This is a genomic window from Pseudomonas synxantha (genome assembly GCF_900105675.1).
Lineage (GTDB): Bacteria > Pseudomonadota > Gammaproteobacteria > Pseudomonadales > Pseudomonadaceae > Aquipseudomonas > Aquipseudomonas synxantha.
Genome location: NZ_LT629786.1, coordinates 643,582 through 668,451, shown reverse-complemented (window position 1 = coordinate 668,451; position 24,870 = coordinate 643,582). Strand labels below are relative to the sequence as shown.

Annotated in this window: 21 protein-coding genes; 6 read left to right on the top strand and 15 right to left on the bottom strand. The window is 60.1% G+C overall.

Going from position 1 to position 24,870, the window contains the following annotated elements; genetic code table 11:
- Position 1 precedes the first annotated feature (1 nt).
- From BLU48_RS03240 to ppsA, 8 genes are all read right to left on the bottom strand, one after another.
- On the bottom strand, positions 2-982 hold the full coding sequence (locus BLU48_RS03240) for an OmpA family protein (protein WP_057023136.1): 981 nt from the start codon (positions 980-982) through the stop codon (positions 2-4).
- Positions 983-1,089: 107 nt separating this feature from the next.
- A complete protein-coding gene (gene sigX / locus BLU48_RS03235) occupies positions 1,090-1,680 on the bottom strand; it encodes an RNA polymerase sigma factor SigX (RefSeq protein WP_003193286.1) in 591 nt (196 codons plus the stop codon).
- A gap of 87 nt (positions 1,681-1,767) precedes the next feature.
- Complete coding sequence (locus BLU48_RS03230) at positions 1,768-2,592, bottom strand: mechanosensitive ion channel family protein (RefSeq protein WP_003193288.1); 825 nt, start codon at positions 2,590-2,592, stop codon at positions 1,768-1,770.
- A gap of 2 nt (positions 2,593-2,594) precedes the next feature.
- Complete coding sequence (locus BLU48_RS03225) at positions 2,595-2,840, bottom strand: hypothetical protein (protein WP_005790375.1); 246 nt, start codon at positions 2,838-2,840, stop codon at positions 2,595-2,597.
- Between the two features lie 87 nt (positions 2,841-2,927).
- Complete coding sequence (locus BLU48_RS03220) at positions 2,928-3,923, bottom strand: zinc transporter ZntB (protein ID WP_057011909.1); 996 nt, start codon at positions 3,921-3,923, stop codon at positions 2,928-2,930.
- Positions 3,924-3,948: 25 nt separating this feature from the next.
- Entirely contained in the window at positions 3,949-4,440 is a 492-nt protein-coding gene (rraA, locus tag BLU48_RS03215; protein WP_046071661.1) for a ribonuclease E activity regulator RraA, read from the bottom strand.
- Between the two features lie 229 nt (positions 4,441-4,669).
- On the bottom strand, positions 4,670-5,659 hold the full coding sequence (locus BLU48_RS03210; protein WP_057023137.1) for an alpha/beta fold hydrolase: 990 nt from the start codon (positions 5,657-5,659) through the stop codon (positions 4,670-4,672).
- A 106-nt stretch (positions 5,660-5,765) separates the two neighbouring features.
- Positions 5,766-8,141 carry a phosphoenolpyruvate synthase gene (ppsA, locus tag BLU48_RS03205; protein ID WP_057023138.1) on the bottom strand — a complete coding sequence of 792 codons (2,376 nt, stop codon included), beginning with the start codon at positions 8,139-8,141 and terminating at the stop codon, positions 5,766-5,768.
- 178 nt (positions 8,142-8,319) lie between these two features.
- Between ppsA and ppsR the strand changes: the two genes are divergently transcribed.
- Positions 8,320-9,138, top strand: coding sequence for a posphoenolpyruvate synthetase regulatory kinase/phosphorylase PpsR (gene ppsR, locus BLU48_RS03200; RefSeq protein ID WP_003193298.1), 819 nt, complete (start codon positions 8,320-8,322; stop codon positions 9,136-9,138).
- 104 nt (positions 9,139-9,242) lie between these two features.
- Here the strand turns inward: ppsR and BLU48_RS03195 are convergent, their stop codons facing one another.
- Entirely contained in the window at positions 9,243-10,667 is a 1,425-nt protein-coding gene (locus BLU48_RS03195) for an aminotransferase-like domain-containing protein (protein WP_057023139.1), read from the bottom strand.
- Between the two features lie 160 nt (positions 10,668-10,827).
- On the opposite strand from BLU48_RS03195, the gene BLU48_RS03190 reads away from it, so the two are divergent.
- From BLU48_RS03190 to BLU48_RS03170, 5 genes are read left to right on the top strand one after another with little or no spacing between them, the layout of a single operon-like run.
- The gene (locus BLU48_RS03190) at positions 10,828-11,721 is read left to right on the top strand and encodes a DMT family transporter (RefSeq protein ID WP_162276342.1); all 894 of its coding nucleotides are present in this window, start codon (positions 10,828-10,830) and stop codon (positions 11,719-11,721) included.
- A gap of 23 nt (positions 11,722-11,744) precedes the next feature.
- Complete coding sequence (gene moeB / locus BLU48_RS03185) at positions 11,745-13,607, top strand: molybdopterin-synthase adenylyltransferase MoeB (RefSeq protein WP_057023141.1); 1,863 nt, start codon at positions 11,745-11,747, stop codon at positions 13,605-13,607.
- A gap of 16 nt (positions 13,608-13,623) precedes the next feature.
- Positions 13,624-14,538 carry a PLP-dependent cysteine synthase family protein gene (locus tag BLU48_RS03180; protein ID WP_046072693.1) on the top strand — a complete coding sequence of 305 codons (915 nt, stop codon included), beginning with the start codon at positions 13,624-13,626 and terminating at the stop codon, positions 14,536-14,538.
- Positions 14,539-14,575: 37 nt separating this feature from the next.
- Entirely contained in the window at positions 14,576-15,568 is a 993-nt protein-coding gene (locus BLU48_RS03175) for a serine O-acetyltransferase (protein WP_057023142.1), read from the top strand.
- A 2-nt stretch (positions 15,569-15,570) separates the two neighbouring features.
- Positions 15,571-16,311, top strand: a complete 741-nt coding sequence (locus BLU48_RS03170) for an alanyl-tRNA editing protein (RefSeq protein WP_057023143.1) — start codon at positions 15,571-15,573, stop codon at positions 16,309-16,311.
- A 134-nt stretch (positions 16,312-16,445) separates the two neighbouring features.
- Here BLU48_RS03170 and prpD read toward each other — a convergent pair whose 3' ends face one another.
- The 6 genes from prpD to BLU48_RS03140 all read right to left on the bottom strand — a co-directional run bounded on the left by prpD (position 16,446) and on the right by BLU48_RS03140 (position 24,870).
- The gene (gene prpD / locus BLU48_RS03165) at positions 16,446-17,930 is read right to left on the bottom strand and encodes a 2-methylcitrate dehydratase (RefSeq protein ID WP_057023144.1); all 1,485 of its coding nucleotides are present in this window, start codon (positions 17,928-17,930) and stop codon (positions 16,446-16,448) included.
- Positions 17,931-18,108: 178 nt separating this feature from the next.
- A complete protein-coding gene (gene prpF, locus BLU48_RS03160; protein WP_057023145.1) occupies positions 18,109-19,299 on the bottom strand; it encodes a 2-methylaconitate cis-trans isomerase PrpF in 1,191 nt (396 codons plus the stop codon).
- Between the two features lie 11 nt (positions 19,300-19,310).
- On the bottom strand, positions 19,311-21,905 hold the full coding sequence (gene acnD, locus BLU48_RS03155) for a Fe/S-dependent 2-methylisocitrate dehydratase AcnD (RefSeq protein WP_057023146.1): 2,595 nt from the start codon (positions 21,903-21,905) through the stop codon (positions 19,311-19,313).
- A gap of 191 nt (positions 21,906-22,096) precedes the next feature.
- Positions 22,097-23,224 carry a bifunctional 2-methylcitrate synthase/citrate synthase gene (gene prpC / locus BLU48_RS03150; RefSeq protein ID WP_046071651.1) on the bottom strand — a complete coding sequence of 376 codons (1,128 nt, stop codon included), beginning with the start codon at positions 23,222-23,224 and terminating at the stop codon, positions 22,097-22,099.
- 42 nt (positions 23,225-23,266) lie between these two features.
- Positions 23,267-24,160, bottom strand: a complete 894-nt coding sequence (prpB, locus tag BLU48_RS03145) for a methylisocitrate lyase (protein WP_046071650.1) — start codon at positions 24,158-24,160, stop codon at positions 23,267-23,269.
- The gene (locus BLU48_RS03140; RefSeq protein WP_057011920.1) at positions 24,157-24,870 is read right to left on the bottom strand and encodes a GntR family transcriptional regulator; all 714 of its coding nucleotides are present in this window, start codon (positions 24,868-24,870) and stop codon (positions 24,157-24,159) included. Before BLU48_RS03140 ends, prpB begins: the two co-directional genes overlap by 4 nt.

The window sequence follows — 24,870 nt, the reverse complement described above, 5'->3', positions numbered from 1 at the left end:
ATTACTTAGCGGTGGCTTCAACAGCAGCTTCTACGCGACGGTTAACAGCGCGGCCAGCTTCAGTTGCGTTGTCAGCAACTGGGCGGGACTCACCGTAACCTACGGAAGTGATGCGGCTAGGAGCTACGCCATCTTTAACCAGGACTTGCTTAACAGCGTCAGCACGACGCTGGGACAGCTTCTGGTTGTAGGCGTCTGGACCGATGGAGTCAGTGTGACCAGCAACTTCTACGTTGGTGTCTGGGTACTGAGCCATGAAGTCGGCCAGGTTTTTCACGTCGCCGTAGCTGTTAGGCTTAACAACCGACTTGTCGAAGTCGAACTTAACGTCCAGCTCAACACGAACAACCTGAGCAACCGGAGCTTCTGGCTCTGGAGTTGGCTCTGGAGCTGGTGCTGGGGTAGGAGCTGGAGCAGCTGCGCCAGCGTTACCGCCGAAGTTCACGCCCAGGCCAACCAGTGCGGAGTAGTCCCACTTGCCGTTGTCCAGACCGTAGTCAGCTTCAACACCAGCACGTGCGTACAGGTTGTTGGTGAAGTAGTACTTCACGCCGGTACCGATGGTAGCGAAAGTGGTCTGGTCGCGACCGCTGTGGCCATCAGCCTTGACGTTGGTACGGCTCTGGTGGCCGAAACCGCCTTCAACGTATGGACGCAGGCTATCAACGCCAGCCTGACCGAAGTGGTACTGGGCAACGAGGCTGCCAGTGTCACCTTTGATCTTCTGGTTGCCAGTGCCGTCGTTCGAACGGGTGTGGTTGGTCTTGTCGTACGACAGATTCAACGACAGATCGTCGGTCAGGAAGTAACCAATGCGAGCGCCTGGGTTGAAGCCGTCTTCGATGTGCTTGACACTATCGTTGTACTGCTTCTTGTAGAACAGCTCGCCTTCAACTGCGCCTTGGCCTTGTGCCAGAACGCCGAAAGAAGTAGCGGCAATAAGAGAACCAATGGCCAAGCCCAAGGTGTTTTTCAGTTTCATCCGTTAAATCCCCATCTGGTGATTGTAAAGCAGTCCCACAAACCGGGGGACAACTCGGCGACAAGTCTAACAGAACTTGCCTACACGTAAGAGATATTTGCTACGCACTAAGTTTCAGTCTCGCCCGCAAATTTCTCACGTAATTTATCAAGAGCACGTTTGTAACGCATTTTTGTAGCACTCAAGCCCATATGCATGATGTCAGCGATTTCCTGGAATTCCAGCTCTGCGACAAAACGAAGCACCAGAATCTCTCGGTCAATCGGGTTCACATGCACCAGCCAGCGATCAAGTCCGCCCTTCTCCTCGGGTGCCGGCGCCTTTTCCTCAGACGCCTCCTCGAGGGGGTCCAGACTCAAAGCGTCCATCAAGCGACGCTTTCGCCGTTCCTTCCGATACTGCGTGATGCACTCGTTGTACGTGATGCTGTACAGCCATGTCTTGAACTTCGATTTGCCCTCGAAGTTCTTCAGGCCGTAGAGCACCTTGAGCATCACTTCCTGACAGACATCATCCGCATCTCTATCGTTCCCCAAATACCTTGAACAAACGTTGAACAGAGTGCGTTGATACCTGCGCATCAATTCTTCGTACGCACGTGTTACGTGAAACAGCTCCGTGTGCGAGCGCGCGACCAACTCCTCATCAGAGAGCTCACGTGGGTCATAGCGCGTGGACAGCGTTTGGGCTTTATTCAAAACAAGTCGTGCCGACAGTCAGGTCAATGTCCGTTGCAACCCGGTCACCCGGGTTCGCGGCGGCGTACATTAGCAGGGTTTTCCGGATTAGCGGCTACTGACCTGCTGCTCAAGGAGAATCCTGTTGGACAGCGACACCAGCTCCCCGTCATCGGTCAGCACGGTTGTCTTGACTGTGCCGATCTCCTCGATTTGCCCTTCGACCTCGCCCACACGCACCTGTTGCCCAACTTGATACAGCTCACGCACATAGATTCCCGCAAGAATCTGGCCGGCAATTTCCCGGCTTCCCAAGCCCATGGCCAGCGCAACGGCCAGACCAACGGTAATCAAAACAATCACAATCACGTGGTTGAGCAGGTCAGTCTTGACCTCCAACTGGCTGATCGCGACGGAAATACTGATGATGATCACCAGTCCCTGGGCGATTCGCCCCAGGCCTGCCGCATAGTCCAACCCCACGCCTTCGGCGGCCCCGCGCACCAGCCCGTTGGCCAGTTGCGCCAGTAAAACCCCCACCAGCAGCACCAGCGCGCCACCGAAGACTTTCGGCAAATACAGCGCCAGCATGTCGAGCGTAGCTGAAACTCGCTCCAGTCCAAGGGACTGAGCCGCAGAAACCAGAAAAATAAGTAGAACGAACCAGTAGACGATCTTGCCGATCAGGGTCGAAATCGGCACTTGCAACCCTGCCCGGCCCAGCAACTTGGTAAGACCGGTGCCGGCCATAAGGCGATCCAGCCCCAGTTTCGCCAGCAACTTGGACAGCAGGGTATCGAGCAACTTGGCCACGACAAAACCCAGCAATACCAGGACCAGAGCACCAAAAAGGTTGGGAATGAAATTCGCAACCTTGGTCCACAATGCGGTCATCGCGGTGACCAGGCTCTGGGTCCAGAGATCAAGTTCCATATTCAATCAGCCTTATCAGCAGTGCGAGCAAGAGGTTTACGACGGGAAACCGGTGAGACATGGGCCGAACCGTTGTTCAGGGCCATCATCAATGCCGGCAGCCAGCGCCCGAGCAGACCGAACAGATCTCCCGCCCCGACCTGACGGTTGGCGGTTTTCAGTACGCGACCCAGGCAAGCATCGTCATCACGGTTGGATGGCGAGGCATTGAGCATGTCACGCAAAGACTGTTCGAACGGATCGTGCATAAGAGACCTCTCGCAAGTGTTTTAAAAGACGAGGGTAAATTTCATGGGGTCACATCGGCCCCTTCTTACGTTCAGCTCATATTCAGGTCAAACCCAGCGCAATCGTCGAAATAACCACCACTGCCCCAGTGCCACAGAGACCATCAACAGGCAGGCAATCATGAATCCATAAGGGCTGGCAGAGAACGGAATGCCCCCCACATTTATACCGAGCAACCCGGTGAGAAAACTCATCGGCAAGAAGATCCCGGTAATGATCCCAAAGCGATACATGGTGCGGTTCATGCGCACGCTCAAGCGCCTATCTTCGGCCTCAAGCACAAGCCCCACGCGCTCTCGCGCCAATTCCAGCTCTTCCAGGTAACGGGTCAGGCTGTTGTGCAGTTCATTCCAATAGTCGGCATCGTCGTCACAAAACCACGCCAGTTTGATTCGCGTCAGTTGAGCAAAAATATCCCGTTGCGGCGCCAGGAAACGCTTGAGCCCTGCTGCTCGCCGACGGATCTGCAAGACACTGCCGTGCTCCGGGGTATACCGTTCGTCGGCATCGAGTTTTTCTTCCTCGGCATCGACGATTTCAGACAAGGACGTGACCAGATCCTGCACTTTATTGGTCAGGTACTGGGCCATATAAAGGATGAGTTCAGACGCAGTCCGTGGGCCCTTACCCTCCGCCAATTGCACCAGCAGCTCATCGGTCGCACGCAGCGGGCGCAAACGCAGGGAAATCACACGGTTGGCGGCGGCGAAGATACGTACCGAAACCATGTCCTCGGGCTCGGCGCCTGGGTTGAGGTTGATCCCGCGCAGAAACAACAGCAATTCGGCGTCCGGCAGCGGCAACAGCCGTGGGCGAGTGTTCTCTTCCAGCAGCAAGTCACAGGCAAACTCGCTCAGGCCGCTGGATTTGCGTAGCCAGGTCTGGGTCTGGGGATGGCTGCGATCCCAATGCAGCCACAGGCTTTCATGGGGCTGCACTTGCAAATCGTCGAGCTCAGTCCGGGCAATCGAACGCGCACCGCCTTTACCGTCCAGCACCAGGGCATGTACCAGCCCCCATTGCGCGTTCTCTTCCTCGAACATCCTCACCCCTATCGGCTACTGCGGTTTATTCAGGCATTTTCAGCGGGCTGGGCGATACGATCACGCCGTTGTTATCGGCATAGATGTACTCGCCCGGGCGGAACGTCACGCCTGCGAACGTCACCACCACGTTCAGGTCACCCAGACCACGCTTGTCGGTTTTCATCGGGTGCGAGGCCAGCGCCTGCACGCCCAGGTCGGTCTGGGCGATAACGTCGACATCACGGATGCAACCGTAGATCACCAGCCCTTCCCAACCGTTTTTCGCGGCTTTCTCGGCGATCAGGTCGCCCAGCAACGCACGACGCAGAGAACCGCCGCCATCGACCACCATGACTTTGCCGGCGCCAGGCTGGTCCGCCTGTTCCTTGACCAGGGAGTTATCTTCGAAGCATTTGATGGTGACTATCTCGCCACCAAAGGAGTCTCGGCCACCGAAGTTGCTGAACATCGGTTCCACTACCTGCACCAGCTCCGGGTAGGCGTCACACAGGTCGGGGGTCACGTAATGGTTCATCGAGAAACTCCTGTCGTCAAAGAAGAGGTCAAACATCCACGCTGTACATCAGGAAAACGCGCCGCGACAGGCATTCTTTAAGTGCGTGTCGGTCAGCGGCGGCCATGATCAGATCCACCTCGGTGCAACGCAATACACGTTGCGCGACTGAATATGACCAGAAGTGCCTGGCGCGTCATATCTTAGCCGCAACCACTCAAGAGTGAAACGCCCTTGGTAGAGCGTTTCGTCAAACCGCCGCGGCCATGTCGGGCTGCGTACCGAATAAAGGTGTCAGCGGGTCTCGCAACCAACGCTCCACCAATGGCCATACTTCGGCCTGCGCGGCCTTGCTGACCAGCATCTGCACATGCCCGAAATCCTCACTGAAGCCTTGCTTGCGCCCCAGGCACAGGTACTGGCGATGCTCGCTGCCGACTTGTTCGAAGAGCTGGCGGCACGCCCAGTCAGGGTCTTGACGATCACCGGCCGCACTGACCGCCAGCAATGGCACGTTGACCTCTGCCAGGCCCTTCCACCAATCACGCTCCGCATCGCCAAAACGGCCAAACAGGCCGTTCCAGCGCATCGCTTCGATTATCACACCGGCCGGCTCGTCCTCCGGGCCGCGCTTGAATCGCGGGCCGGACACCCGGGCAAGGCGCTTGAGGATAAAACGACCGCCCCACTCCACCGGTGGAATTTTCAACGGCCAATGGGTGCGACTGACCTGGCAGCCGAACAAGGCCACCGACGCGACCATTGACGCCCCCAGGTGTTGACCGCCAAGGGCCGCAGCCAAGGTCGTGGCACCGAGGGAATGCCCGATCCAACGAGGGATTTGCCCGCTTTGCTCACGCACAAATGCACCGATGGCCGGCAAATCGTAGCGCGCGTAATCAGCAACACGGTTTCTGGCGTAGTCCTGGTTGCGCCTGGACAAACCATGCCCGCGCATTTCCGCAATCCACACATCAAAGCCCCGGCGCGCCAGGTAAGCACCCAGGCCGACACCTTTGGGTGAGTACCAGAAGCGTCGATTGGAAAAACTGCCGTGCAACAAAATAATCGGCGTGCCCCGGTTTTCAGGGACATTGGCCAGGCCCAAACGGGTAACGGCCAGCTCGACGGTGCCGTCGGGACTATTGCCGGGCTTGATCCGGTACACATCTTCACTCAGGTCGCCACGACGCTCAGCGCTGATCAAGGCGACAGGAAATAGTTTGCTGCTGCTTTGCATAATGCTCTTGCACAAAAAAGGGCGGCGTCCGCAAGGAGTTCCGCCCTGTACAGATAAGAATGCCGGCCACCCTCTACGAGTGACCGGCACTTTTGACATCGCGGCCTTAAACTGAGGCTTGGCCTTCCGCCAGGAAGAACCAGGTTTCCAGCACGGAATCGGGGTTCAGCGAAACGCTCTCGATGCCCTGCTCCATCAGCCATTTGGCCAGGTCAGGGTGGTCCGAAGGGCCTTGACCGCAGATCCCGATGTACTTGCCGGCCTTGTTACAGGCCTGGATGGCATTGGCCAGTAGTTTCTTGACCGCAGGGTTACGCTCGTCGAACAGGTGAGCGATGATCCCCGAGTCTCGGTCCAGGCCCAGGGTCAGCTGGGTCAGGTCGTTGGAGCCGATGGAGAACCCGTCGAAGAACTCCAGGAACTCTTCGGCGAGGATGGCGTTGGACGGCAACTCGCACATCATAATTACGCGCAGGCCGTTCTCGCCACGGGTCAGGCCGTTTTCGGCGAGCAGGTCGACCACCTGGCTCGCTTCGCCCAAGGTGCGCACAAATGGCACCATGATCTCGACGTTGGTCAGGCCCATCTCGTTGCGCACGCGCTTGAGTGCACGGCACTCGAGCTCGAAGCAGTCACGGAAAGCTTCGCTGATGTAGCGTGAAGCACCGCGGAAGCCCAGCATCGGGTTTTCTTCTTCCGGCTCGTAGAGCTTGCCGCCGATCAGGTTGGCGTATTCGTTGGACTTGAAGTCCGACAGACGCACGATGACCTTTTTCGGGTAGAACGCCGCCGCCAGGGTACTGATGCCTTCCACCAGCTTCTCGACGTAGAAGCCTACCGGGTCGTTGTAGCCGGCAATGCGCTTGTCGACGCTTTCCTTGATGTCCAGAGGCAGGCCGTCGTAGTTCAACAGGGCCTTGGGGTGCACGCCGATCATGCGGTTGATGATGAACTCCAGGCGGGCCAGGCCCACACCGGCGTTCGGCAACTGCGCGAAGTCGAAGGCGCGATCCGGGTTGCCGACGTTCATCATGATCTTGAACGGCAGGTCAGGCATGGCGTCGATGGAGTTTTGCTTGATATCGAAGCCCAGCTCACCTTCGAAGATGAAGCCAGTGTCGCCTTCGGCGCAGGACACGGTCACACCCTGGCCGTCCTTGAGCAGTTGGGTGGCGTTGCCGCAACCGACTACCGCAGGAATCCCCAGCTCACGGGCGATGATCGCCGCGTGGCAGGTGCGCCCGCCACGGTTGGTGACAATGGCGCTGGCACGTTTCATCACCGGTTCCCAGTCCGGGTCGGTCATGTCGGAGACCAGCACGTCGCCGGGCTGGACCTTGTCCATCTCGGACACGTCCTTGATGATCCGCACCTTGCCGGCGCCGATGCGCTGGCCGATGGCACGGCCTTCCACCAGTACGGTGCCGGTTTCCTTCAACAGGTAGCGTTCCATGACATTGGCCGAAGTGCGGCTCTTCACGGTCTCGGGACGGGCCTGCACGATATACAGCTTGCCGTCGTCACCGTCCTTGGCCCACTCGATGTCCATCGGGCACTTGTAGTGCTTCTCGATGATCATCGCTTGTTTGGCCAGCTCGCTGACTTCAGCGTCGGTCAGGCAGAAACGTGCGCGCTCGGCCTTGTCGACGTCAACGGTTTTCACCGAGCGACCGGCCTTGGCCTCGTCGCCGTAGATCATCTTGATCGCCTTGCTGCCCAGGTTACGGCGCAGGATGGCCGGGCGGCCGGCCTCAAGGGTGTGCTTGTGCACGTAGAATTCGTCGGGGTTGACCGCGCCTTGCACGACGGTTTCGCCCAGGCCGTAGGCACCCGTGATAAATACCACGTCACGGAAGCCCGATTCGGTGTCCAGGGTGAACATCACGCCGGCCGTGCCGGTTTCCGAACGCACCATGCGCTGCACGCCGGCAGACAGGGCCACCAGCTTGTGGTCGAAACCCTGGTGGACGCGGTAGGAGATCGCCCGATCGTTGAACAGCGAGGCGAAGACTTCCTTGGCTGCGCGGATCACATTTTCCACGCCGCGGATGTTCAGGAAGGTCTCTTGCTGGCCGGCGAAGGAGGCGTCCGGCAAATCTTCGGCGGTCGCTGAAGAGCGCACGGCCACGGCCATGTCCGGGTTACCGGCGGACAGGGTCGCGAAGGCGGTACGGATTTCTTCGTTGAGCTTCTCGGGGAACTCGGCTTCCATGATCCATTGGCGGATCTGGGCGCCGGTCTTGGCCAGGGCGTTGACGTCGTCGACATCCAGGGCGTCCAGTGCGGCGTGGATCTGGGCGTTAAGGCCGCTCAGCTCGAGGAAGTCGCGGTAAGCCTGGGCCGTGGTGGCGAAACCACCGGGCACCGAGACACCAGCGCCTGCAAGATTACTGATCATCTCGCCGAGGGATGCGTTCTTGCCCCCTACGTGCTCTACATCATGGACGCCGAGCTTATCGAGGGAAACTACGTACTCTACCAAGGTGATCTCTCCACTTTCTGTGTTGGAAAAGCTCAGGACGCCGGCTGCTCAGTAGGAGCTAACGCCAGCGCTTGTGGCCTGGACCTGGAAAATAAGTGAGAATGCGGCCCACTGCGGGACGGCAAAATCGCGCCTATCATATCCAAGATTCGCCATCAGCTTAAGGCCCAGGGCTCAAATGAAACGATCTGCTTTCTTTATCTCCGACGGCACCGGCATCACAGCCGAAACATTGGGCCAGAGCCTGCTCGCGCAGTTCGAAAACATTACCTTCGCCAAATTCACACGGCCTTATATAGACAGCGTGGATAAAGCGCGGGCCATGGTACAACAAATCAATCTGGCGGCTGAAAAAGACGGATTTCGTCCGATCATTTTCGACACCATCGTCAATCAAGACATTCGTGAGATTCTCGCAACGTCGAATGGTTTCATGATCGACATTTTCTCGACCTTCCTGGCGCCGCTGGAACAGGAGTTGAGTGAGCATTCATCGTACTCCGTCGGAAAGTCCCACTCCATCGGGCATAACTCCAACTATATGGAGCGTATCGAGGCGGTGAACTTCGCCCTCGACAACGACGATGGCGCCCGCACCCACTACTACGACAAGGCCGACCTGATCCTGGTGGGCGTGTCGCGCTGCGGCAAGACCCCGACCTGCCTGTACATGGCCATGCAATTCGGCATCCGTGCGGCCAACTATCCGCTGACCGAAGATGACATGGAGCACCTGACGTTGCCCGCCGCCCTGCGCGCCCATTCGCACAAACTGTTCGGCCTCACGATTGACCCTGACCGGCTGACGGCCATCCGCAACGAGCGCAAGCCCAACAGCCGCTATTCCAGCTATGCCCAGTGTGAGTTTGAAGTGCGCGAAGTAGAAAATCTGTTCCGTCGCGAGAATATTGCGCACATCAATTCCACGCATTTTTCGGTGGAAGAGATTTCAGCGAAGATTTTGGTGGAGAAGGGGGTGGAGCGGCGCTTCAAGTAATCTCTGTCGCCTGATCTGACGCTATCGCAGGCAAGCCTGCTCCCACAGTTGGAATGCGTTCTCCTGTGGGAGCTGGCTTGCCTGCGATGAACGGTAACGCGGATTTACAGATGAAACCGCCCGCCCCCCTGCCCCAACGCCGTCGCCAGCGCATCAAACCCCTCGCGCAATAACTGATCATCGCCCGACGTATTGCAGATACTCGCCCGAATAAACTGCGGCACCGCCGTCTGGCCCACGGCAAACGCCTCGGCGGTGGCAATCAGGTAATTGTTCTGCTTGAGCTCTGCCTCGATTTCCGATGCACGCCATGGCTCCGGCACTTCTATCCAGAAATGCGGGCTGTTGAGGTGGGTGCGATACGCCAGCCCGGTCAATAAATCCTCGACCAAGGTCTTGCGACGGCTGATTTCGTTGATTTGTTGGCGCAGCAGATACTCCGCCGTGCCGTTTTCAATCCACTGGGTGGCCAGCTCCAGGGTCACTGGCGTGGCCATCCAGCAGGTCGAGCGCAGTGCCGCCGAGATGCGGCTGACCAGTGCCGGTGGCGCGTGCACGTAGCCAACCCGCAAGCCTGCCGACACCGCCTTGCTCAGGCTACTGATCAAAATCGTACGCTCGGGCGCGAAATAGCTGAGTGGCGGCGGACGATCTTCCACCAGCACGCCGTGGGCTTCGTCCTCAAGAATCAGCAGGTTGTGTTCGCGGCATACCTTGGCCAGGGCTTCGCGGCGCGCAACCGATAACACCGCCGTCGTCGGGTTCTGAATAGTCGGCGTGCAGTACAACGCCGAAATCCGGTGATTACGACAGACCTCGTCCAGCGCCGTGGGCAGCACGCCCTCCTCATCCATGTCCAGGCCAATCAGCCGTATGCCGAGCATGCGCGCAGCGGTAATCAGCCCGGGATACGTCAGTTGCTCGGTGACCACCGTATCGCCGGCGCGCAGCAACGCCATCATCGCGCACAACAAGCCATGCTGACCGCCGTTGACGCAGATCACCTGCTCGGGGATCGGATGGAAATCGCGCTGCACCAGCCATTGTGCACCGGCTTCACGGTAACGCGGCAGGCCGGCGTCGGGGGTGTAGGCACTGATGTCCTGAAGAAACTTGGCGTTGGTCGACAGGGTTTGGAAGCTCTGGGCGAGAAACGCCGTCTCCTGCCCAGGAATATGCATGTTGCGGCTCATGTCGAAGTATTGGCGCGGCTCCTCGCTGAAATTGCGAAAGCCCTCATCGCGCTGGCGCTCCATCCCACGCTTGCGCACGAAGGTTCCATCACCTACTCGCGCAACCACCAACCCCAGGCGCTCAAGCTCACCATAGGCGCGGCTGATGGTGCCGATGGTCACCCCCAGATTGTCGGAAAGCACCCGATGGGGAGGCAGTTTTCGTCCCGGTTCAATCAAGCCTTCGAGGATGCCCCGCTCCATGACATCGGACAAGCGCTTGTACTTCACGCCCTGTCCGCTGGACAACCCCTCACGCATAATTGACACCATGTCAATATTTGTTTTGACAGTCATCTTTTGCCCTAATAGTGTGCTTTTACGGGTTCAATCGCCGATAAACATACCTCATTACAAGTTCAATATAGAGTTCAATTTCGGCTCAGGGAAGCAATAAACGATGCCAATGTCCGCCGTTCTCGAAAACACTGCAAAAACAAAAACGCAAAAACAGTGGTTGGCCGGGCTGGTGACCAGCGTGATGTTCCTCATCGTATGCCTGAGCTGGGGCACCACCTGGCTGGGCATCAAGATTGCCGTGGAGAGCGTGCCGCCGCTGACGTCCGCCGGCCTGCGCTTCCTGATTGCCTTCCCGTTGTTCCTGTGTTTTGCCCTGGTGCGGCGCGAGCCGATCCTGTTCCCCCGGGAAAGTCGCTGGTTCTTCGTATTCGTGACCCTGTCCTACTTCAGCATTCCTTATTACCTGCTCAACTATGGCGAGATGCATGTGTCGTCCGGGCTCACCGCCCTGCTGTTCAGCTGCATGCCGGTGTTCATCCTGATCTTTTCCGCGCTGTTCCTGCGTGAGCGCATCTACTTCTCCCAGGTGGTCGGCATCGGCATCGGATTCGCCAGCCTCTACATGATCATCAGGAGCCAGGGCCTGCACCTGGACCACGCCGAGTTCTTCGGTGTACTGGCCATCCTGAGCGCGGCGATCATGCATGCCTTGTGCTATGTCATCACCAAGCAAAAAGGCAGCGCCATCAGCGTGATTACCTACAACACCCTGCCCATCGGCATTGCCGGGCTGATGCTGTTCGTGGCAGGCCTGTGGTTTGAAACACCGGTCTTCAACGCCATCACCCTGCGTTCCTGGAGTGCGTTGTTCTACCTGGGACTGGTGGCATCGGTAGGCGGGTTCATCGTGTATTTCATGCTGCTCAAGCGCCTGAGCCCGATCATCCTGTCGTTCGTATTCATCATCTTCCCGGTGTTCGCGGTCATCATCGGTGCCTGGTACGAAGGCGTGGAAATTTCCCGCGACCTGATGCTGTACTCGGCGATCCTGCTGGCCGGCTTTGCGATTACCAAGTTGCCCATCGAAAAACTCCTGGCCAAGAAAAATTGACCCCCAACCAACGCGAGAGAAACATGGAAGTCCTCCGCCCCACCGCCCTGGAACAAATCTACGCCCACGCCAGCCGCAGCTACCCCGAGGAATGTTGCGGTTTTGTCTTCGCCGACGGCAGCGTGTACCTGGGCAGCAATATCCAGAACGAGTTGCACCGCAAGAACCCCGAGATGTACCCGCGCAGCGCGGCCAACGGCTACACCTTTTCGGTGGCCGACACCTTGTTGATGAACAAGGCGGGTCGCAGCGACAACCCGGTAGTCGTGATCTACCACTCGCACCCGGATGTCGGCGCTTATTTCAGTGACGAAGACCAGGACAAGGCGCTGTTCCTGGGGGAGCCGATCTACCCCGTCAGCTATCTGGTGGTGGATGTTCGCCAGGGCCAGGCCCTGGGCTCGAAGCTGTTTGCCTGGGATGGCAGGCATTTCGCCCTTCAACCCTTCAACGACCTGCACACGGAGTTGTCCATGAACGCTGTCTCTTTCCCCGACATCCTGGTCCGAGTGGCCAAGCTGCCGGAATCAACCCTTGAGGGCACTGGATCGACATTGCGCGAAGTCATTGAAAACCTCTGCAGCAGTTACCCGCAGTTGCGCCAGCACCTGTTTCATGAAAAGAACAACCAGCTCAAGGAACACTTCCTGTTCACCGCCGAGGAAGAGTTGATCAACGCCGATGATCACCTGCCGGAAAAAGCCCGGATCGAAGTGTTGCTTGCCACCTCCGGTGGCATGGACGTCGATACCCTGAGCAATGAAGAAGTGCAGCGCTACGTGCGCCATATCACCCTGCCCGGCGTCGGTCGCGAGGGCCAGTTGAACCTGAAGAAAGCCAAGGTGCTGATCATCGGCACCGGCGGCCTGGGCTCGCCGATCAGCCTGTACCTGGCGGCGGCCGGTATCGGCACCCTGGGGCTGGTGGACTTTGATGTGGTGGAAAGCAGCAACCTGCAACGCCAGGTTGTCCACGGCAACAGCACCCTGGGGATGCCCAAGGTCGAATCCGCCAAGCAACGCCTGCAGGACCTCAACCGCCATATCCAGATCAACACTCACGACACGGCGCTCGACGCCGACAATGCCCTGGAGCTGGTGGGCGCCTATGACCTGGTGATCGACGGCACCGACAATTTCGACACCCGCTACCTGGTTAACGATGCCTGCGTCCAGCTGGGCAAACCCTTGGTGTACGGTGCCATCTACCGCTTCGATGGGCAGATCAGCGTACTCAACTATAAAGGCGGGCCGTGCTATCGCTGCCTGTTTCCCAAGGCTCCCCCTGCCGAACTGGCACCCAATTGCAGCGCCGGCGGCGTGATCGGCGTGCTGCCGGGCGTGGTGGGAATGATCCAGGCTACCGAGGCGATCAAGTTGCTGATCGGCATCGGTGAGCCCTTGTCCGGGCGCCTGATGCGCTTCGACGCACTGGCGATGAAATTCACCGAGATCCGCTTCAAGCGCCGCGCCGACTGCCCTTGCTGCTCGGAGCTGCGTCACAGCGAAACCGTTACGCCCGCTACCTGCGCAGATGCCGTACCAAGCCAACCGTCCCTGGCGGCAGAGCGCTACATCAAGCCTCAAGGCCTCAAGCAAGTGCTCGAACACCCCAGCGGCGCCGATGTACTGCTGGATGTGCGCGACGCCAGCGAACTGGAAGTGTGCAAACTACCGGGCGTGGTGCATATCCCGCTGGCCGAGCTGGATGGGCAATTGGCCAACCTGAGCCGCGACAACACCCATTACCTGATCTGCTACGCGGGCACCCGTGCCGAGCAAGCCGCCAGCACTTTGCTGGCGGCCGGCTTTGCCAATACCAAAGTCCTGCAGGGCGGTATGAAGCACTGGGTTCGCGACGTCGAACCCGACATGCCTTTGTACTGATCGTGGGGGCTTACTGATGTTGCATAACTCGATTCTCGACGTCATCGGCCAGACGCCGATCGTGCGACTGGCCCAGTTTTCCGAAGACCTTGGCATCGAGGTCTACGCCAAGCTGGAGTCCCTCAACCCCGGCGGCAGCCACAAGGCGCGCATCGCCCTGGGCATGATCCTCGATGCCGAGCGCCGGGGCGTGCTGATCCGTGATTCCGGGCAAACCATTATCGAGCCAAGTGGGGGCAACACCGGCATCGGCCTGGTGATGGCCGGCAACGTGCTCGGCTACAAAGTAGTGCTGGTGATCCCTGACAACTACAGCCCCGAAAAGCAGAAACTGCTGCGCCTGTATGGCGCCAGGGTGGTGCTGTCGGACAGCCGCCTGGGTAACAATTCCCACGGCGAAAAGTGCATGGAACTGCAGTTGGAGAACCCCAACTACGTGATGCTCAACCAGCAGCGCAACGGCGCCAACCCTCAGACCCACCGCGACACCACCGCACCGGAAATCATCCGCGCCTTCGGTGAGCGGCGCGTGGACTACTTCGTCAGCGGTATCGGTACCGGCGGTCATATCACCGGCATCGGCGAAACCCTCAAGGCGGCCTGGCCGGCGCTGCGCATCATGGGGGTGGAGCCGGAAGAATGCGATCTGTTGAAAGACCAGCACGCCGCGCACGCGATCCAGGGCCTGTCGATTGGCCTGATTCCGAGCATTCTCAATCTGGATGTGATCGACGGCATGCTCAAGGTGTCGCACGCGGCATGCCTGGACATGATCAAACGCATCATGCGTACCGACGCCATCAGCCTGGGGTTGTCCTCGGCCGCCAACATGGTTGCCATCGCCCAACTCGCCCCCGAATTACCGCCTGAAACGGTGGTGTTGACCATGGTCTACGACAATGCCGACAGCTACCTGCCCAGTTTCGAGTAACGGGTTTTCCAACCATCCAGAATGCGGGGGTGCCTCCATGGGGGGCTTTATCGACATGCAACAGCTGCACGATGAGCTGCTGACCCATCTCATCACGACCCTGACGCCCGGACAGATGAAGCAGCTGGAACCGCACCTTGCGCCGCTGATCCAGAACGCGGCCCAGGCGGTGGCCGAAGACCTGATCGCCTACGCCTATCGTGACCCCGCATCGCGTGGGCGCGGGGAGTTGATCCTGGAGTCCTATGCCTCGTTCAAGGCAGTGCTGTTCTATCGCCTTGCGCATCTGGTGTGGCATTTCCCCGACCCTGGCCACGCGATGTTTTCGCGCATGGCCCTCAAGCTCAGCAACCAGGGCAAGATCTTCTCCGGCGCCGAGATTCACCCGGCGGCACGCATTGGCCGACGCTTTGTGCTGGACCACGGCTTCGGCACCGTTATCGGCGAGACCTGTGTAATTGGCAACGATTGCTACATCCTCTGCGGCGTGACCCTGGGCGCACGCGGCATCGCCAACAACCCGGACGGCAAGCGCCACCCGCGCCTGGGCAACAATGTCGAGGTGGGCGCCGGTGCCCGGGTGCTGGGTTATGTGTCGATTGGCGATAACGTGTTTATCAGCCCCTCCTGCGTGATCACCCAGGACGTGCCGGCAGGCACCAAGGTCAAGGTGGTCAACCAGATCCAACTGCAAAAAAACGATGAATCGGACCACAGCAACTACCTCGGCGCCTTTGCTCTGGATGAGCGCTTGCATGTCGTCGGCGAGGTCAGTGCCGGCCACAAGGTCACCGTGCTGGATGCTGACTTTCATCCACTGCAAGGGTTGATGCTCGAGCCCACGGTAAAAGAGCGGCATCACCTGCAATTCCGCCTGCATCGCCTCGACATCGGTGACCAACTGCCGCGCCTGCCGCTGAACTTGAAAGTCTGCGGACCAGAATTTGAAATCACCCTGCTCTCTCCTCCTGGCTTGAGCGCAATGGTGCGCCACCTGCTGCAAGCCAGCCCACTGATCGTCGGAGGTTGAAAATGTCCGTGTACACCATGGAAACCCTGGCGCTGTTCGACAGCGCGCCCTACCAGAACGCTTTCAGCGCCCGGGTGATTGCCGTCAGCGAACATGGCATCGCCCTGGAGCACACGCTGTTCTACCCCACCGGTGGCGGGCAACCGGGCGATACCGGCCATCTCACCCTGGCCGATGGCACACGGGTCGAGGTGACGGGTACCGTGCGCGACCCGGTGTTGCGTTCGATCATCTGGCACCAGGTGGAGCATTGCCCCGAGCAATTGACCGCCGGCGTCCAGGTCCACGCGGGGCTGGATTGGGAGCGGCGCTACCAGCACATGAAGATGCACACCTGCCTGCACTTGCTGTGCTCGCTCATCGACGCGCCGGTGACCGGTTGCAGCATCAGCTCGGATAAAGGCCGCCTGGATTTCGACCTGCCGGAAATGACCCTGGACAAAGACAGCCTCACCCGCGACCTCAACGCCCTGATCGAGCAGGCCCACGCAGTGAAGACCCTGTCGATGCCCGCCACCGAGTACGCGACGCTGTTGCAGATCACCCGTACCCAAGCCGTGGCGCCACCGGTGGTCTCGGGTTCGGTACGGGTGATTGAAATTCCCGGCATCGATATCCAGCCATGCGGCGGCACCCATGTGCTCAACACCGAGGAAATCGGCCGGGTGTTCTGCGAGAAAATTGAAAAGAAGAGCAAGCACAATCGCAGGGTGATACTGCGGTTTGAACAAGCTTGCGCCTGACCCGATAGTTGCCCCAATGATGGACAAATGTGGGAGGGGGCTTGCTCCCGATAGGGGTGGACCAGTCAATGAATCTGTTGACTGACACCCAGCTATCGGAAGCAAGCCCCCTCCCACATTGGCCGCGTTGTTTTTTAGATCACCAACAGATCCATGAAACGGTTCACAGCCGTGGCCTCAAGCCGTGCCTGATCCTTGCACAACGCAAAAATCTCAGCACTGCGCTGGGCAGTGAACCGCGTGGCCAGGTTGGCTTTGAACTTGTCTTCCAGCAACGGGATACCGTCCACTCGACGGCGACGATGGCCAATCGGGTACTCCACCGCCACTTGCTCGGTGCAAGTGCCATCGGTAAAGAACACTTGGATAGCATTGGCGATGGAGCGCTTGTCGGCTTCCAGGTACTCGCGGCTGTAGCGAGGGTCTTCGACAATGACCATCTTGCCGCGCAACTCATCAATGATCGGGTGGGCCGCGTGGAAGTCATCTTCGTAGTGCTCGGCCACCAGGTTGCCGAACGCCAATGGCACGGCGGTCATGTATTGCAGGCAATGGTCACGGTCGGCGGCGTTGGCCAGTTGGCCGACCTTGGAAATGATACGAATCGCCGACTCATGGGTGGTGATCACGATGCGCTCGATCTCGTGCAGGCGCGGCTTGACCTGCGGGTGCAGGGTTACCGCCGCTTCACAGGCGGTTTGCGCGTGAAACTCGGCAGGGAAGCTGATCTTGAACAGCACGTTTTCCATCACGTAGGTGCCGTAGGGCTGGGACAGGCTGAAGGTGCGCCTGTCCTCAGGCTTGAGCGCCAGGTCCTTGTTGGTGTGGCTGAACAACACATCATAAAAGCCCCACTGCGGCGCACTCAGCACACCGGGGATGCCCATTTCGCCACGCAGGGCGATATCCGCCAGGCGCACGCCGCGGCTCGATGCGTCCCCCGCGGCCCAGGATTTGCGCGAGCCGGCATTCGGCGCATGCCGATAGGTGCGCAACGCCTGCCCATCGACAAAGGCGTGGGACAGAGCAGATAGCAGCTGTTCACGGTTAGCGCCCATCAGCTTGGCGGTGACGGCTGTGGAGGCAACCTTCACCAGTAGCACATGGTCGAGACCGACGCGGTTGAAAGAATTTTCCAGGGCAATTACACCCTGGATTTCGTGGGCCATGATCATCGCTTCCAGCACCGCACGCACCGTCAGCGGCGCGTCGCCATTGGCCATGCGCTTTTGCGACAGGTGATCGGCCACGGCGAGGATGCCGCCAAGGTTGTCCGAAGGATGGCCCCATTCAGCGGCGAGCCAGGTGTCGTTGTAATCGAGCCACCGCACGATGCAGCCAATATCCCAGGCAGCCTTGACCGGGTCGAGGCGAAACGACGTACCCGGCACCCGTGCACCGAATGGCACCACCGTCCCCTCCACTGTCGGCCCCAGGTGCTTGGTGCACTCGGGGAAGCGCAGGGCCAGCAGGCCACAACCGAGAGTGTCCATCAGGCAATTGCGGGCAGTGTCCAATGCGTCCCGGGAGTCGATGCGGTAGTTGAGGACATAGTCGGCGATGTCCTGCAAAACCTGGTCGTAGTCGGGGCGGTTGTTCTGGTCGACGTTGGCGCTCATGGCAGTTCTCCTAAAAGTTGGGTTGTTCCATCCTCAGGGTCAGGGTTAATCGTTGCGCAGGTCTGATTGCCTGCTTGTATCCCTGTGGGAGGGGGCTTGCTCCCAATGACGGTGGGTCAGTTAATGAATGGGGCGACTGACACCCTGCTATCGGGAGCAAGCCCCCTCCCACATAAAGCTAAAAAGCGTCACCCGGAACGCGTACGAAGCCTTCCATCAGCACCCGCGCACTGCGGCTCATGATGGCTTTTTTCACCACCCATTCGCCGTTCACTTGGGTGGCCTCGGCGCCAACGCGCAACGTCCCGGACGGATGCCCGAAGCGCACGGCATTTCGCTCAATACCGCCGGCCGCCAAATTGACCAAGGTGCCGGAAATCGCCGCCGCCGTGCCAATCGCCACCGCCGCGGTGCCCATCATCGCGTGGTGCAGCTTGCCCATGGACAGGGCGCGCACCAGCAGATCCACATCGCCGGCCTTGATCGCCTTGCCGCTGGACGCCACGTAATCGGCTGGCTTGGCCACGAACGCCACTTTGGGCGTGTGCTGGCGCTGGGCGGCTTCGTCCACATGCTTGATCAGCCCCATGCGCAGCGCCCCGTAGGCGCGTAGGGTCTCGAACATCGCCAGGGCCTTGGGGTCGCTGTTGATCGCGCCTTGCAGCTCGGTGCCGGTGTAGCCGAGGTCTTGGGCATTGATGAAAATCGTCGGAATGCCAGCGTTGATCAATGTGGCCTTGAAGGTGCCCACTCCGGGCACTTCCAGGTCGTCGACCAGATTGCCCGTGGGGAACATCGAGCCGCCGCCGCCCTCTTCTTCTGCCGCCGGGTCCATGAATTCCAACTGGACCTCGGCGGCCGGGAAAGTCACGCCATCGAGTTCGAAGTCACCGGTTTCCTGCACCGCACCGTCGGTAATGGGCACGTGGGCGATGATGGTCTTGCCGATATTGGCCTGCCACACCCGCACAACGGCTATACCGTTGTGGGGCACGCGGGCCGGATCGACCAGGCCCGCGCTGATGGCGAAAGAGCCCACCGCCGCCGAAAGGTTGCCGCAATTGCCGCTCCAATCTACAAACGGTTTGTCGATGGAAACCTGGCCGAACAGGTAGTCCACGTCGTGATCGGCGCGGGTACTTTTGGCGAGGATCACGCTTTTGCTGGTGCTCGAGGTAGCCCCACCCATACCGTCAATCTGTTTGTCGTAGGGGTCGGGGCTGCCGATCACTCGCAGCAGCAAGGCATCGCGCGCCGCCCCCGGGACCTGCGCAGCTGCGGGCAGGTCCTTGAGGCTGAAGAACACGCCCTTGCTGGTGCCGCCACGCATGTAGGTGGCGGGGATCTTGATTTGCGCTACGTGTGCCATGGTAATCCTCTTCAGGCGGTCGCCGCCGATTCCAGGAAGTCCTGGGCGAAGCGTTGCAACACGCCGCCCGCCTCGTAGATCGACACTTCTTCGGCGGTGTCCAGGCGGCAGGTCACCGGCACTTCGACACGTTCGCCATTCTTGCGGTTGATCACAAGGGTCAGTTGCGCCCGCGGGGTGCGTTCGCCGACCACGTCATAGGTTTCACTGCCGTCGATCTGCAGGGTGTGGCGGTCGGTGCCCGGCAGGAACTCCAGGGGCAACACGCCCATGCCCACCAGGTTGGTGCGGTGGATGCGCTCGAAGCCTTCGGCGGCAATCGCCTCCACACCGGCCAGGCGCACGCCCTTGGCCGCCCAGTCGCGGGACGAACCCTGGCCATAGTCGGCGCCGGCGATGATGATCAACGGCTGCTTGCGCTCCATGTAGGTCTCGATGGCTTCCCACATCCGCGTGACCTTGCCTTCCGGCTCGATACGCGCCAGGGAACCCTGCTTGACCTTGCCGTTTTCCTGCACCATTTCGTTGAACAGTTTCGGGTTGGCGAAAGTAGCGCGCTGCGCGGTCAGGTGGTCGCCACGGTGAGTCGCGTAGGAGTTGAAGTCGACCTCCGGCAAGCCCATTTTCGCCAGGTATTCACCCGCAGCGCTGTCGAGCATGATCGCGTTGGACGGCGACAGATGGTCAGTGGTGATGTTGTCCGGCAGCACCGCCAGCGGGCGCATACCCTTGAGCGGTCGCGCACCGGCCAGTGCGCCTTCCCAGTACGGCGGGCGGCGGATATAGGTGCTCTGCGGGCGCCAGTCGTACAGCGGGGTGACTTTAGGGCCGGTGTCTTCGTGGATCGCGAACATGGGGATATACACCGCACGGAACTGCTCGGGCTTGACCGACGCCTTGACCACCGCGTCGATCTCTTCGTCGCTCGGCCAGATATCTTGCAGGCGGATTTCCTTGCCGTCGGCGTCGAGGCCGAGCACGTCCTTCTCGATATCAAAACGGATGGTGCCGGCAATCGCATAGGCCACCACCAACGGCGGCGACGCCAGGAAGGCTTGCTTGGCGTAAGGGTGGATGCGCCCATCGAAGTTGCGGTTGCCCGACAATACCGCGGTGGCATACAGGTCGCGGTCGATGATTTCCTGCTGGATCACCGGGTCGAGGGCGCCGGACATGCCATTGCAGGTAGTGCAGGCAAACGCCACCACGCCGAAGCCGAGCTTTTCCAGCTCATGGCCGAGGCCAGCTTCTTCCAGGTACATGGCCACGGTTTTGGAGCCCGGCGCCAGGGATGACTTGACCCACGGCTTGCGGGTCAGCCCGAGCCTGTTGGCGTTGCGCGCCAACAGCCCTGCGGCGATCACGTTGCGTGGGTTACTGGTGTTGGTGCAACTGGTGATGGCAGCGATGATCACCGCGCCGTCGGGCATCTGCCCTGGCACTTCGTCCCACTGGCCGCTGATGCCTTTGGACGCCAGGTCGCGTGTGGCAACACGGGCGTGGGGGTTGCTCGGGCCGGCCATGTTGCGCACGACGCTGGAGAGGTCGAAGGTCAGGCCGCGCTCGTACCGCGCGCCCTTGAGGTCATCGGCCCACAGGCCGGTGTGGCGGGCGTACTGTTCCACCAGGGTGACTTGCTCATCTTCGCGGCCGGTGAGTTTCAGGTAGGCGATAGTCTGTTGGTCGATATAGAACATCGCTGCCGTGGCGCCGTATTCCGGGGCCATGTTGGAGATAGTTGCGCGGTCGCCCAGGGTCAGTGCCGAAGCCCCTTCGCCGAAGAACTCCAGCCAGGCGCCGACCACTTTCTGCTGGCGCAGGAACTCGGTGAGCGCCAGCACCATGTCGGTGGCGGTGATGCCCGGTTGCAGCTTGCCGGTCAATTCCACACCGACGCTTTCCGGCAGGCGCATCCACGATGCACGGCCGAGCATCACACTCTCGGCTTCCAGGCCGCCGACGCCGATGGCGATCACGCCCAGGGCGTCCACGTGCGGGGTGTGGCTGTCGGTGCCGACACAGGTATCCGGAAAGGCAACGCCGTCGCGCACCTGGATTACCGGGGACATTTTCTCCAGGTTGATCTGGTGCATGATGCCGTTGCCCGGCGGGATCACATCGACGTTCTTGAAGGCCTTTTTGGTCCACTTGATAAAGTGGAAGCGGTCTTCGTTACGACGGTCTTCGATGGCGCGGTTTTTCTCGAATGCCTGCGGGTCGAAACCACCGGCCTCGACGGCCAGGGAGTGGTCGACGATCAGTTGGGTCGGCACCACCGGGTTGACCTGGGCGGGATCGCCGCCTTGCAGCGCGATAGCATCGCGCAGGCCGGCGAGGTCCACCAGCGCAGTCTGGCCGAGGATGTCATGGCATACCACGCGGGCCGGGAACCACGGGAAGTCCAGATCGCGCTTGCGGTCGATCAACTGGCCCAGGGACGCATTGAGGGTGGCCGGGTCGCAACGGCGCACCAGGTTCTCGGCGAGCACGCGCGAGGTGTAGGGCAAGGTGGCGTAGGCGCCGGGGGTGATTGCCTCGACAGCCGCACGAGCGTCGAAGAAATCCAGGCGGCTGCCGGGAAGCGGTTTGCGAAACTCAGTGTTCATCGTCAGGACTCGGTCACGGTGATTACAAAAGGGACCTACTGATCCAGATTTGAAATGCAGTTCAAATGTGGGAGGGGGCTTGCCCCCGATGGCGGTGGTTCAGTGCCAGTTGTATCAGCTGACAGAATGCTATCGGGGGCAAGCCCCCTCCCACATTTTTGGCCTCATTCCAATTCTGGAAGCGTTGGTTTTCAGCGACGTTCGATTGGCACGAACTTGCGCTGCTCAACGCCGATGTACTCGGCGCTTGGACGGATGATGCGGTTGTTGGCGCGCTGTTCGAACACGTGCGCGGCCCAGCCAGTCAGGCGCGAGCACACGAAGATCGGCGTGAACAATTTGGTCGGGATGCCCATGAAGTGGTACGCCGAGGCATGGTAGAAGTCGGCGTTGGGGAACAGTTTTTTCTGCTCCCACATGGTCTTGTCGATGGCCTCGGAGACCGGGAACAACACAGTGTCGCCCACTTCATCAGCGAGTTTTTTCGACCAGCCCTTGATCACTTCATTACGCGGGTCGCTGTCTTTATAGATGGCATGGCCGAACCCCATGATCTTATCTTTGCGCGCCAACATGCCGAGGGTGCCTTCCACAGCGTCTTCGGCCGAGGAGAAGCGCTCGATCATTTCCATGGCCGCTTCGTTGGCACCACCGTGCAGCGGGCCGCGCAGGGAACCGATGGCTGCGGTAACGCAGGAGTACAGGTCGGACAAGGTCGAGGCACACACCCGAGCAGTGAAGGTCGAGGCGTTGAATTCGTGCTCGGCGTAGAGGATCAGCGATACGTTCATGACCTTGACATGCAGCTCGCTCGGTTTCTTGCCATGCAGCAGGTGCAGGAAATGACCGCCGATGCTCGCTTCATCAGTCACGCAATCGATACGCTTGCCGTCGTGGCTGAAACGGTACCAGTAGCACATGATCGCCGGGAACGCGGCGAGCAGACGGTCGGTGACATCGCGCTGTACGCTGAAATCTTTCTCCGGCTCGATATTGCCCAGGAACGAGCAACCGGTGCGCATCACGTCCATCGGGTGGGCGTCGGCGGGGATGCGTTCGAGCACTTCCTTCAGCGCCTGGGGCAAATCACGCAGCTTGCTCAGCTTGGCGCTGTAGGCGGCCAGTTCGGTCTTGGTTGGCAGTTCGCCGTACAGCAACAGGTAGGCGACTTCTTCAAACTGCGCATCGGCAGCGAGTTCGCGCACGTCGTAGCCGCGATAAGTCAGGCCGGCCCCGGCCTGGCCCACGGTGGACAGGGCAGTCTGCCCGGCCACCTGGCCACGCAGGCCGGCGCCACTCAATACTTTTGCTTCAGCCATGTTCGTTCTCCAATCTTGAATTTATTAGGGAGGCGCACCGCATTACTTTTTCGCGGCAAACAGCGCGTCGAGCTTCTGCTCGAAGGTGTGGTAGTCGATGCGATCGTAGAGCTCCATGCGCGTTTGCATGGTGTCGATCACGTTCTGTTGGGTGCCATCGCGACGGATCGCGGTGTAGACGTTCTCGGCGGCCTTGTTCATGGCGCGGAAGGCCGAGAGCGGGTACAGCACAATGGAAACATCGGCAGATTTCAACTGTTCGGTGGTGTACAACGGGGTCGCGCCGAACTCGGTAATGTTAGCCAGGATCGGGGCCTTTACGCGGGAGGCAAACAGCTTGTACATCTCAAGTTCGGTAATGGCTTCCGGGAAGACCATGTCGGCACCGGCTTCGATACAGGCCGCGGCACGCTCAAGGGCGGACTCCAGGCCTTCGACAGCCAGGGCGTCGGTGCGCGCCATGATCACGAAACTGTCATCGGTGCGCGCATCCACGGCGGCCTTGATACGGTCGACCATTTCCTGCTGGGACACGATCTCTTTGTTAGGGCGATGCCCGCAGCGCTTGGCACCCACCTGGTCTTCGATATGGATGGCGGCCGCGCCGAACTTGATCATCGACTTGACGGTGCGCGCCACGTTGAACGCCGAGGAGCCGAAACCGGTGTCCACGTCGACCAACAACGGCAGGTCGCATACGTCGGTGATGCGCCGCACATCGGTGAGTACGTCATCCAGGCCGGTAATACCCAGGTCCGGCACGCCGAGCGAGCCGGCGGCTACCCCGCCACCTGACAAGTAGATCGCCTTGAAACCGGCGCGCTTGGCCAGCAGCGCGTGGTTGGCGTTGATGGCGCCGACCACTTGCAAGGGCTTTTCGCTGGCAACTGCGTCACGGAAACGCTGGCCGGGAGTGCTGTTGTTGTTGGAACTCATGACTCACCTCGTGATGAAGGAGCGCCGTCCGGGAAGTGACGGGCAATGTTGCGTTTGGATGCGCCGATATGCCGGCGCATCAACAGTTCGGCCAGCTCGCCATCGCGATCGGCAATCGCGTCAAGAATGCGGTGATGCTCGGCAAAGGCCTGGCGTGGACGATTGGGAGTGGCGGAGAACTGGATGCGGTACATGCGCACCAACTGATACAACTCGCCGCACAGCATCTGCGTCAGCGTACGGTTACCGGCGCCCTGGATGATCCGGTAATGAAAGTCGAAGTCGCCTTCCTGCTGGTAGTAACCGACACCGGCCTGGAACGCCGCATCCCGTTCATGGGTGTGCAATACCTGGCGCAGCTCTTCGATTTCCGCGTCGGTCATGCGCTCGGCAGCCAGGCGGCAGGCCATGCCTTCCAGGGACTCGCGGATTTCATAGAGTTCGATCAGCTCGGCATGGCTCAAAGACACCACCCGCGCGCCAACATGGGGTACGCGTACCAGCAGGCGCTGGCCTTCCAGGCGGTGGATCGCCTCACGCAGCGGGCCGCGGCTGATACCGTAGGTACGCGCCAGCTCCGGCTCGGAGATCTTGCTGCCGGGGGCAATCTCGCCCTTGACGATAGCCGCCTGGATACGCCGGAAGACGTTCTCAGACATGGTTTGGGATTCGTCTGACGTCGCTATCGGAATTTCTGCCTGATCGAGCAT

What these genes read in the sequence shown, in the direction of transcription:
- BLU48_RS03240 (WP_057023136.1), bottom strand. Translation starts at nt 982, where the DNA reads ATGAAACTGAAAAACACCTTGGGCTTGGCCATTGGTTCTCTTATTGCC.
- BLU48_RS03230 (WP_003193288.1), bottom strand. Translation starts at nt 2,592, where the DNA reads ATGGAACTTGATCTCTGGACCCAGAGCCTGGTCACCGCGATGACCGCA.
- BLU48_RS03225 (WP_005790375.1), bottom strand. Translation starts at nt 2,840, where the DNA reads ATGCACGATCCGTTCGAACAGTCTTTGCGTGACATGCTCAATGCCTCG.
- BLU48_RS03220 (WP_057011909.1), bottom strand. Translation starts at nt 3,923, where the DNA reads ATGTTCGAGGAAGAGAACGCGCAATGGGGGCTGGTACATGCCCTGGTG.
- rraA (WP_046071661.1), bottom strand. Translation starts at nt 4,440, where the DNA reads ATGAACCATTACGTGACCCCCGACCTGTGTGACGCCTACCCGGAGCTG.
- BLU48_RS03210 (WP_057023137.1), bottom strand. Translation starts at nt 5,659, where the DNA reads ATGCAAAGCAGCAGCAAACTATTTCCTGTCGCCTTGATCAGCGCTGAG.
- ppsR (WP_003193298.1), top strand. Translation starts at nt 8,320, where the DNA reads ATGAAACGATCTGCTTTCTTTATCTCCGACGGCACCGGCATCACAGCC.
- BLU48_RS03195 (WP_057023139.1), bottom strand. Translation starts at nt 10,667, where the DNA reads ATGACTGTCAAAACAAATATTGACATGGTGTCAATTATGCGTGAGGGG.
- moeB (WP_057023141.1), top strand. Translation starts at nt 11,745, where the DNA reads ATGGAAGTCCTCCGCCCCACCGCCCTGGAACAAATCTACGCCCACGCC.
- BLU48_RS03180 (WP_046072693.1), top strand. Translation starts at nt 13,624, where the DNA reads ATGTTGCATAACTCGATTCTCGACGTCATCGGCCAGACGCCGATCGTG.
- BLU48_RS03175 (WP_057023142.1), top strand. Translation starts at nt 14,576, where the DNA reads ATGGGGGGCTTTATCGACATGCAACAGCTGCACGATGAGCTGCTGACC.
- BLU48_RS03170 (WP_057023143.1), top strand. Translation starts at nt 15,571, where the DNA reads ATGTCCGTGTACACCATGGAAACCCTGGCGCTGTTCGACAGCGCGCCC.
- prpD (WP_057023144.1), bottom strand. Translation starts at nt 17,930, where the DNA reads ATGAGCGCCAACGTCGACCAGAACAACCGCCCCGACTACGACCAGGTT.
- prpF (WP_057023145.1), bottom strand. Translation starts at nt 19,299, where the DNA reads ATGGCACACGTAGCGCAAATCAAGATCCCCGCCACCTACATGCGTGGC.
- acnD (WP_057023146.1), bottom strand. Translation starts at nt 21,905, where the DNA reads ATGAACACTGAGTTTCGCAAACCGCTTCCCGGCAGCCGCCTGGATTTC.
- prpC (WP_046071651.1), bottom strand. Translation starts at nt 23,224, where the DNA reads ATGGCTGAAGCAAAAGTATTGAGTGGCGCCGGCCTGCGTGGCCAGGTG.
- prpB (WP_046071650.1), bottom strand. Translation starts at nt 24,160, where the DNA reads ATGAGTTCCAACAACAACAGCACTCCCGGCCAGCGTTTCCGTGACGCA.
- BLU48_RS03140 (WP_057011920.1), bottom strand. Translation starts at nt 24,870, where the DNA reads ATGCTCGATCAGGCAGAAATTCCGATAGCGACGTCAGACGAATCCCAA.